This window comes from Fusobacterium sp. FSA-380-WT-3A (genome assembly GCF_012843705.1).
GTDB lineage: Bacteria > Fusobacteriota > Fusobacteriia > Fusobacteriales > Fusobacteriaceae > Fusobacterium_B.
In genome coordinates this window covers 26,044-34,940 of record NZ_JABAFQ010000019.1, presented here as the reverse complement: position 1 = coordinate 34,940, position 8,897 = coordinate 26,044, and the positions used below count along the sequence as shown (strand labels likewise).

8 protein-coding genes and 1 tRNA gene are annotated in these 8,897 nt (G+C 26.8%); 8 read left to right on the top strand and 1 reads right to left on the bottom strand.

Annotated elements, in window-relative coordinates; genetic code table 11:
* Positions 1-71: transfer RNA gene (locus HF862_RS09145), tRNA-Met, on the top strand.
* A gap of 120 nt (positions 72-191) precedes the next feature.
* On the opposite strand, the gene HF862_RS09140 is transcribed toward HF862_RS09145, so the two are convergent.
* Positions 192-755, bottom strand: coding sequence for a 6-carboxytetrahydropterin synthase (locus HF862_RS09140; protein WP_170187563.1), 564 nt, complete (start codon positions 753-755; stop codon positions 192-194).
* Between the two features lie 257 nt (positions 756-1,012).
* Between HF862_RS09140 and HF862_RS09135 the strand changes: the two genes are divergently transcribed.
* The 7 genes from HF862_RS09135 (at position 1,013) to HF862_RS09105 (ending at position 8,882) form a co-directional block, all read left to right on the top strand.
* Positions 1,013-1,390 (top strand): Fur family transcriptional regulator, encoded by a 378-nt coding sequence (locus tag HF862_RS09135; RefSeq protein WP_170187562.1) that lies wholly within the window; start codon positions 1,013-1,015, stop codon positions 1,388-1,390.
* 131 nt (positions 1,391-1,521) lie between these two features.
* Entirely contained in the window at positions 1,522-2,058 is a 537-nt protein-coding gene (gene rbr, locus HF862_RS09130; protein WP_170187561.1) for a rubrerythrin, read from the top strand.
* Positions 2,059-2,271: 213 nt separating this feature from the next.
* Positions 2,272-2,916 carry a TetR/AcrR family transcriptional regulator gene (locus tag HF862_RS09125; protein WP_170187560.1) on the top strand — a complete coding sequence of 215 codons (645 nt, stop codon included), beginning with the start codon at positions 2,272-2,274 and terminating at the stop codon, positions 2,914-2,916.
* 29 nt (positions 2,917-2,945) lie between these two features.
* Positions 2,946-4,229 carry a TolC family protein gene (locus HF862_RS09120; RefSeq protein WP_170187559.1) on the top strand — a complete coding sequence of 428 codons (1,284 nt, stop codon included), beginning with the start codon at positions 2,946-2,948 and terminating at the stop codon, positions 4,227-4,229.
* Between the two features lie 32 nt (positions 4,230-4,261).
* Entirely contained in the window at positions 4,262-5,314 is a 1,053-nt protein-coding gene (locus HF862_RS09115; protein ID WP_170187558.1) for an efflux RND transporter periplasmic adaptor subunit, read from the top strand.
* 9 nt (positions 5,315-5,323) lie between these two features.
* Complete coding sequence (locus HF862_RS09110) at positions 5,324-8,422, top strand: efflux RND transporter permease subunit (protein WP_170187557.1); 3,099 nt, start codon at positions 5,324-5,326, stop codon at positions 8,420-8,422.
* A 73-nt stretch (positions 8,423-8,495) separates the two neighbouring features.
* Entirely contained in the window at positions 8,496-8,882 is a 387-nt protein-coding gene (locus HF862_RS09105) for a PG0541 family transporter-associated protein (protein WP_170187556.1), read from the top strand.
* The last annotated feature ends 15 nt before the right edge of the window (positions 8,883-8,897 follow it).

The following is an 8,897-nucleotide window of genomic DNA, read 5'->3' as shown; positions in this document are numbered from 1 at the left end:
GTAGCTCAGTTGGCTAGAGCATACGGTTCATACCCGTACGGTCGATAGTTCGAATCTATTCCTAGGCACCATTTTTATAAAATCAACACTTGATATTTTCAAGTGTTTTTTTATTAATTAAAATGATATCTATATAAAAATGAGGAGTTATAAATTATTAAAATTTATAACCCCTCATTTTTATTCTTTATTTATTTTTTATATCCACATTTTGGACAAACACCATTTTCATTTAATGATATTCCACATAAAGGACAACGATCTATATTATTCTTAGTAACAAATTCTTCAGAAGCAGCATTTACTCCACTTGTAAAAGTAATTTTTGCTATATTTAATTTATCTTTTAATAAATCATATACTATTTTAATCATTCCTTCAACTGTTAATGTTTCTTTTGTTACCACTAATCTACAATCTGGATAAGCAGTAGCAAGTTCAGTTTTAAATGCTACTCCTTTCATAGTATTTTGTGGATGCCCATCTTTTATTCCTGTTTCTTCATATACTTTTAATATAGCTGGTAGTAAAGGGTCATCTTCTCTTAAAATAAGTGCATGATCGAAATTCTTTAAAAGATCCCAAGCTGTTTTTTGTATCTCATTACAAGGGAATACCATATTAACTCCTTTGTTAATAGTATCTTCTACTTCAATAGTTAAAACTCCAGTATGTCCATGTAAATATTGTGCTTCACCTTTAAATTTATAAAATCTATGTGCATATTGTAAATCGAATGTTGTTATACTTCTCATCTTCCTACCTCCTAATTTTTAAATTTATAATAATAGTAATGATTACTATTATTATAAATATGTTATCATATATTTTTTGTTTTGTCAAGAAAAAACATTTTTTTAGATTAAATAATATTATTAATAATTATTTAGTCAATTAATAGTACAAAAATTATAATAAAATAAAAAAGTGACTTTATTAATTTATCATGATATAATATTCTTAAACTTCACAAATATTTAAAATTAAAAAATATTTTTTGAAAGGAGTTTATATGAAATATTCTAAACAAAGAGAATTAATTTTAAATTACATACTAACTCATGAAGGACATCCTACAGCTGATATAATTTATAGCTCTCTAAAAAAAGACAATCCTAAATTAAGTTTAGGTACTGTTTATAGAAATCTATTAAAATTAGTAGAATCAAACGAAATAAGAAAAGTAAGTCTTCCTGAGCAAGTAGATAAATTTGATAAAAACTTAAAACCTCATGCTCATTTAAAATGTAAAATTTGTGGAAGTTTAACTGATATTAGTAGTATAGAAATAGAAAACTTTATAAAAAATATTTCTCTAGAACAAGATATTATTATAGAAAAATTTAATATTCTTTTTGATGGAATTTGTAAAAATTGTAAAAATAAATAATATTTTAGTTTTAGTTCTTCTTTTCTTTTTATCGATTTTTATATTCATTTTATTTGACTTTTATTCTGTTAATAAGGTATAATGTAACTATGAGCAATCATCACTATATCTTGCAAGGAGGAAATATTTTTATGGAATTAAAGGGAACTAAAACTGAAAAAAATCTATGGACTGCTTTTGCTGGAGAATCTCAAGCAAGAAACAAATATACATATTATGCTTCTAAAGCAAAAAAAGAAGGATATGTACAAATTGCTGAATTATTTGAAACTACTGCTAATAATGAAAAAGAACATGCAAAACTTTGGTTTAAACTTCTTCATGGTGGAATGCCTTCTACTGTTGAAAATTTAAAAGATGCAGCTGCTGGAGAAAATTATGAATGGACAGATATGTATGCAACTTTTGCTAAAGAAGCTAGAGAAGAAGGGTTCGAAGACATTGCTAAAGTTATGGATGGGGTAGCAAAAATAGAGAAAGAACATGAAGAAAGATATAGAAAACTACTTGCTAACATTGAAAATCAAGAAGTATTTAAAAGACTTGAAATTCAAGTTTGGGAATGTGGAAATTGTGGACATCTACATATAGGAACTGAAGCTCCTCTAGTTTGTCCAGTATGTGATCATCCTCAAGCACATTTTAGAATTAGATGTACTAATTATTAATTTTAATTATGTAAATTTTTTAGAGATAACTCAAAGAGTTATCTCTTTTTTTATTTTAAAAGACATAATTATGACATATTATTTTCTTAAAATATTTCTGTTTTTTATAATACATTTGTTTTTTATTTTTTTATTTTCTGTTGACTTTATAGTCAATTTATAGTATACTCTATTTTAGATGAAAATGACTAAGTAGTCAACGGAGGGATAATTTTGAAAAATTCTAAAAAAAGAGATGAAATAATTTCTACTGGAAAAAAATTGATTATAGAAAAAGGATTTTTAAATACAAGTGTTGAAGATATCACTAAAAAAATGGGTATAGCTAAAGGTAGTTTTTATACTTATTTTAAATCAAAAGATGAATTTATTTTAGCTATAATATCTGAAAAAATATTTCAAAGACGCCATAAAGTAAATGAAATTCTAGAAAAAAATTTACCTTTTGAAGAGGCTATAAAAGAATTTTTATTCCAATCTATATCTTTTCCTTTAGTAGATACAGAATCTTTTTTAATAATTATGAATCTTTTTAAAAATATTAATTTATTAAGTGAAAATATAAAAATTTCTATACTAGAAAATACAAAATTAGGAAATCATGGTATTTTAAAAATATTGAATAAATATAAAGATAAACTGGATTTGTCTGATGAAACTGATATTGAAAAATATGCCTATTTAATTAGAGCTTTTATTAACTCTTTTTATGAAACTTCTTTTAATCCTTTAATGAATTTTGGTAAAAGAGAAACCCATATAACCATTTCAGATATAAAGGATTGTATTAATAATATAAATTTAGAAAAAGAAATAAATTTTATGACTAAAGCTATTGTTAAACTTGTATTAAAATAAATTTTTATATAAATGAGGTGGTACTTTTTATGAAAAAAACTTTAACTTTATTTCTAGTGTTAAGTACAATATCTTTTTCTAGAACACTTAACTTAGAAGAAGCTATTGATTTATCTCTTACTAACAGTAAAAATATTCAAATAGCTGAAAAAAATAAAAAAATTGGAGAACTTAACTTATCTCGTGCTTTTAAATATGCTCTGCCTACAGTAGCTTATCAGGGAGTTTATACTCGCTATGAACATGAAACAAGAAAAGTTTATAATGAAAATGGAATTGCTGATGAATTTAAAGTAGATAGTAAAGATGGATATTCTAGTAAAATCATAGCTACTTATCCTATTTTTCAAGGAGGAGCTACATTTGGTGGTATTAAAGGTGCTGCTGCACAAAAAAATATCCTTAATTATTCTTTTTTAAAAGAAAAAGTTGATACTAGAATAAGAGTTATCCAATATTATTCAAATGTGATAACTTATGAAAAAAATCTCGAGGCTCTTAAAACTTCTGAAAAAGAATTACAAGCTAGATTAAAATTACAAGAAAAAAAATTAGAAGAACGTTTAATTATAAAAGCTGACCTTTTAAAAACTGAATATTCATTACTTGATATTCAATCCCAAATAGTAAAAGTTCAAAATCAAATTGAAACAGAAAAGAAAAATTTAAAAACAGAACTTGGATTAAATATTAATGAAGATATTGATTTAGAAGAATTATTCATTCCTGAAAATTTAAGTTCTAATATAAATTTTGAAAAAGATTTAGTTACAGCAAAAACTCAAAGTCTTAATGCTTTAATTTCTAAAAATAAAGTTGAGTACTCAAAAGCTGAAAAAATGGTAGCTTTAAGTGATAATCTTCCAAAAATTAGTGTTTTTGCTAGTTATGGTGGAACTGAAAGATTGCACTCAAGTGATACTTTTCATGATGAAGAATGGAGAGGAGGAGTTCAAATTGATTGGGAATTATTTAGTTTTGGTAGTGGATTAGATTCTTATAGAGTTGCTAGCGAAAATTATAAAATAGAAGAATTAAATGATAGCATGACTCAAGATAATATAGAAATAAATTTAGCCAATGCTTACAGTGAAGTTTTAAGACTTGAGAAATATAGAGTTGCTATGAAAAGCTCTTTAGAAGCATCTCGTGAAAATTATGAAATTGATAAAAAAAGATATGAAGCTGGACTTTTGTCAACACAAGATTATCTAAATTCAGAAGCCCAATATAGAACCGCTCAAATGAATTTTAACTCAGCTGAAAGTAGTTATTTGTTAGCTTTTGAAAAATATAGATCACTTATAATCTAAATATTGTATAAAAAATTTAATGGAGGATAGAAATGAAAAAATTACTTTGTTTATCTTTACTTTCTACTTTTATTTTTATAAGTTGTGGTAAAAAAGAGGAGGTAAAAGAAATTATAGTTAAACCAAAATATGTTGTTACAGAAGAGGTTCAAACAAGAGAATTGAGTCAAACTTTTAAAAGTGATGCTATTTTAGAACCAGAAAATAAAGTGAACCATTCTACAGAAAAAGGTGGAACAATTGAAAAAATTTATAAAAAAAATGGAGATTATGTAAAAAAAGGTGAAGTTGTTATGAAACTTTCTGATGCTGATACAGAAGCTGCTTATAATTCTTCAAAAGCTTTATTTAATGTTGCTAATAATAATTTTAAAAAGTTCAAAAAATTATATGATGAACAACTTATTTCTTATTTAGAATATGTAGAATATGAAAATGCTTATTCTACAGCAAAAGCAAACTTTGATGTAGCTAAAAATAATTATGAAAAATTATTTAGAAGAGCTGATATTGATGGAACTGTAGGAAATTTATTTGGAAAAGTTGGAAATGAGGTTGATGGAGACACTACAATATTCACAGTAGTTGATGACAATTTAATGGAAGCTTATGTTGGATTCCCAGCAGAATGGCTTACTCAAATAAAAGTAGGAGGACCTCTATCTATTGAAGTTCCTGCTATTAATAAGACTTTAGAGGGAACTATTTTAGAAATTAACCCTATTGCTGAATCTGATACTAAAAAATATAAAGTTAAAGTTGGTATAAATAATCCAGATAATTTAGTAAAAGATGGTATGTATTCATATGTTACTATTCCAGTTGGAAAAGTTTCAGCTATGTCTGTTCCTGATGAAAGTATTTTTATAAGAGATTTATTAAGTTATGTATTTATAGTAAAAGATGGAGTTGCTAAAAGAGTTCAAGTACAAACAGGTGCTCAAGATTCAACTTATACTGTAATTTCTTCTGATGAAATTAAATTAGGAGATAAAGTTGTGGTTAATGGCCTATTTGGATTGGAAGATGGTAACAAAGTTACTGAAACATCTGAGACTATAACTACTACTGAAAATAAAAATTAGGAGGTTAAAATGACATTAGCAGGTTTATCAATTCGTAGACCAGTTACAACAACAATGCTTATGATTTCTATGATCTTTATAGGATTAATCGCTATGTTTAGTATGAAATCAGAGTTATTACCTAATATGGATATTCCTGTTGTAACAATTAGAACAACGTGGACTGGAGCAGTACCTGAAGATGTAGAAACTCAAGTCACAAAAAAAATAGAAGAAGTCTTACCTAATATTGAAGGTATTGATAAAATTACTTCAACATCTGCTTTTGGAGAATCAACAATTGTTGTTGAATTTAATTATGGAATAGATGCTGATGATAAAGTTACAGATATTCAAAGAGAAATTTCAAGAATCACTAATGACTTACCAGCAGATGCAGATACTCCTATAGCCAGAAAAATAGAAGTCGGTGCTGGAAATTTAACTATGATTGCCATGTTTACTGGTAAAAGTAGAACAGAAATGGGAAGTTTCGTTGAAGAATATTTAAAACCAAGACTTGAAAGAATTAGTGGAATAGGAGAAGTTAATGTTTATGGAAATCCTGAAAAACAAATACAACTTCAAGTAAATCCTGATAAGTTAGCTGCTTATAATCTTTCTCCTATGGAACTATATAATATTATTTCTTATTCAAATCAAAATATTCCTTTAGGAACTATTGAAACAGGTAATAAGCAAATAGTTGCTAGATTTATGGGAGAAACAAATTATATAGACGAAATAGAAAATTTAATTATTAATAGTAATGGAAATACTTTAAGAGTTTCTGATGTAGCTGATGTTGTTCTTACTACAGAAGACTATACTAACTTAGGTTTCCTTAACCAAAAAGAGGGAATTGTTGTTGCTATAGAAAAATCAGCTGATGGAAGCACTATAGAACTTAACAAAGGAGCTTATGAAGCATTAGAATCATTAAAACCTATAATGCCTCCTGGTACAGATTATACTATTCTTCTTGATACTTCTGAAGATATTGGTAAATCTATTTCTGGTATTAGTGGAAGTGCTTTCCAAGCTTTAATCTTAGCTACAATCATTCTTTTAGTATTCTTAAAAAATATAAGAGCTACTTTCTTAATAACTTTAGCTTTACCAGTTGCTATTATTTTTACTTTTGCATTCCTTTCATTTAGTGGAACATCTATTAACTTAATCTCATTAATGGGATTATCTTTAGGAGTTGGAATGCTTACAGATAACTCTGTTGTTGTTATAGATAATATTTATCGTCATATGACAGAATTAAATTCACCAGTTGCTGAAGCATCTGATAATGGTACTACAGAAGTTACTATGTCAATTATAGCTTCTTCTCTTACAACAATGGTTGTTTTTATTCCTATATTATTTATTCCTGGTATAGCAAGAGAAATATTCCGTGATATGTCTTTATCTATTATATTTTCTAACCTTGCTGCTCTTATTGTTTCATTAACACTTATGCCAATGGTAGCAAGCAAATTCTTAAGTAATAAAATAAATATCACTAGTGAAGGTAAAATATTTGCGAAAGTAAAATCAAATTATCTTACACTTATTACTTGGGCAGTTGGTCACAGATGGAAAGTTGTTTTCATTACTTTAGCTACTTTTTTCGTTACAGTTTTTGTTACTAAAGGATTTTTAAAAGTTGAGTTTATGCCTAAACAAGACCAAGGTAGATACTCTATTGTAGCTGAACTTGGAAATGGTTTAGACATTCAGAAATCTGAAAGAATAGCTAATCAAATAGAAGAAATTGTAAAAAAAGATAATTCTACTCAATATTATTTTGACTTTATTACTAGTAATACTATAGCAATAAACGTTGATATTGGAAAAAAAGATACAAGAGAAGAATCTGTATTTGATGTTATTAATAGAATAAGACCTCAAGTTGAAAAAATTCCAGATGCTAGAATTAGTTTATCTGAAAGTTTTGCTATGAGAGCTCCTGAAAGAGATGTTCAAATTAATATAATGGGGCCTAACTATGATGAATTAAAAACTATTGGTAAACAAGTTGCTGATAAGATTAAAAACTTTAATGGTGCTGTTGATATCACTTCATCTCTAGACCCAGGAAATCCTGAAGCTAGAATAGTTCTTAATAGAGATAAAATTAAAGCATATGGTATTAACCCTACTACTGTTGGTCAAACAATTAGTTATTTTGTTTTAGGAGGAAATAGAGGAGATACAGCTACTGTTAAAACAGGAGTAGAAGAAATAGATATTCTTGTAAGATTACCAAAAGAAAAAAGAAGCTCTTTAAATGATTTGGCAAACTTAAATGTTAAAATTGGAGATAATAAATTTGTAAAAGTATCTGATGTAGCTGATATTATTACTGTTGAAGGTTCATCTGAAATAAATAAACAAGATAGAATATATTCAGTTTCTGTTTCAGCTAATGATGGAGGAGTTGGACTTGCTGCTCTTCAATCTGAGTTAGTCAAAGCTTTTAATGAATCTAATCCTCCATCTACTGTTTCTTATAAATTTGGTGGAGATTCTGAAAATTTACAAGATGCTTCAAAACAATTAGGAGCGGCATTAGGAATTTCTATTTTCTTAATATATGCTTTACTAGCTTCTCAATTTGAAAACTTTGTTTTACCTATAATTATTTTAGGTTCTTTCCCACTAGCATTCATTGGTATTTTAATTGGATTAGTTTTATTTAGACAGCCAATAGATGTAATGGTTATGGTAGGTATTATAATGCTTGCTGGTATAGTTGTTAACAATGCTATTGTATTAATAGACTTTATTAAACTTACTAGAGAAAGAGGTTCTGATAGAAGAACGGCTATCATTGAATCTTGTAGAACAAGACTTAGACCTATTCTTATGACTACTATGACTACTGTTTTTGGTATGTTACCATTAGCTTTAGGAGTTGGAGAAGGTTCTGAGATTTATAGAGGAATGGCTGTAACAGTTATGTTTGGTTTATCATTCTCTACATTACTTACTCTTGTAGTTATTCCTATATTATATACCTTAGTTGAAGACATGAATATTTATATTCTAGCTTTTATAAACAAAATAATCACTCCTATAAGAAATAAAATGACTGAAAAAGCTCAAAGTTATGAATCTAAAAGAAAAAATAAATAGTTTTAAAGGAAAAAAGAATTTTAATTAGAATAATTATATAAAATTAAGATTTTGAAGTATAGGAGGGAATATTATGCATGAAGAATTTTTACATTTTAAAATGATGATGGTTTATATCAATGAAGCTCAAAAAAGTAGACTAGAAGAATTTTTTGACCAGATTAATTTTTATTATTATGGAATTCATAGAAAGGTTGAAACTGTTTGGAGTGAAAAATTAAAACATAAGAATACAAATATCTGGCCGGGAACAGATTGTATCTTTCTTTTAACTGTTCCTGAAAAATCTGTTGATACTATGCTTAAATATCTAAAAACTTTTAGAATGTCCTTACCTGAAGGAATTGCAATGTCTGTAGGAATTCTTCCTATGGATAGAGTTATTCCTAGATTATATGTTGAGGATATTCCAGTTGATGAGGAATTATTAGAAAAATTAAAAAATAAACATATAAAATAATAAAAAATGGAGGCT

Bases quoted from the DNA above. Each gene is read 5' to 3' on its own strand.
- HF862_RS09105 (WP_170187556.1), top strand. From the start codon at position 8,496: ATGCATGAAGAATTTTTACATTTTAAAATGATGATGGTTTATATCAAT.
- HF862_RS09140 (WP_170187563.1), bottom strand. From the start codon at position 755: ATGAGAAGTATAACAACATTCGATTTACAATATGCACATAGATTTTAT.
- HF862_RS09120 (WP_170187559.1), top strand. From the start codon at position 2,946: ATGAAAAAAACTTTAACTTTATTTCTAGTGTTAAGTACAATATCTTTT.
- HF862_RS09115 (WP_170187558.1), top strand. From the start codon at position 4,262: ATGAAAAAATTACTTTGTTTATCTTTACTTTCTACTTTTATTTTTATA.
- HF862_RS09110 (WP_170187557.1), top strand. From the start codon at position 5,324: ATGACATTAGCAGGTTTATCAATTCGTAGACCAGTTACAACAACAATG.
- rbr (WP_170187561.1), top strand. From the start codon at position 1,522: ATGGAATTAAAGGGAACTAAAACTGAAAAAAATCTATGGACTGCTTTT.
- HF862_RS09135 (WP_170187562.1), top strand. From the start codon at position 1,013: ATGAAATATTCTAAACAAAGAGAATTAATTTTAAATTACATACTAACT.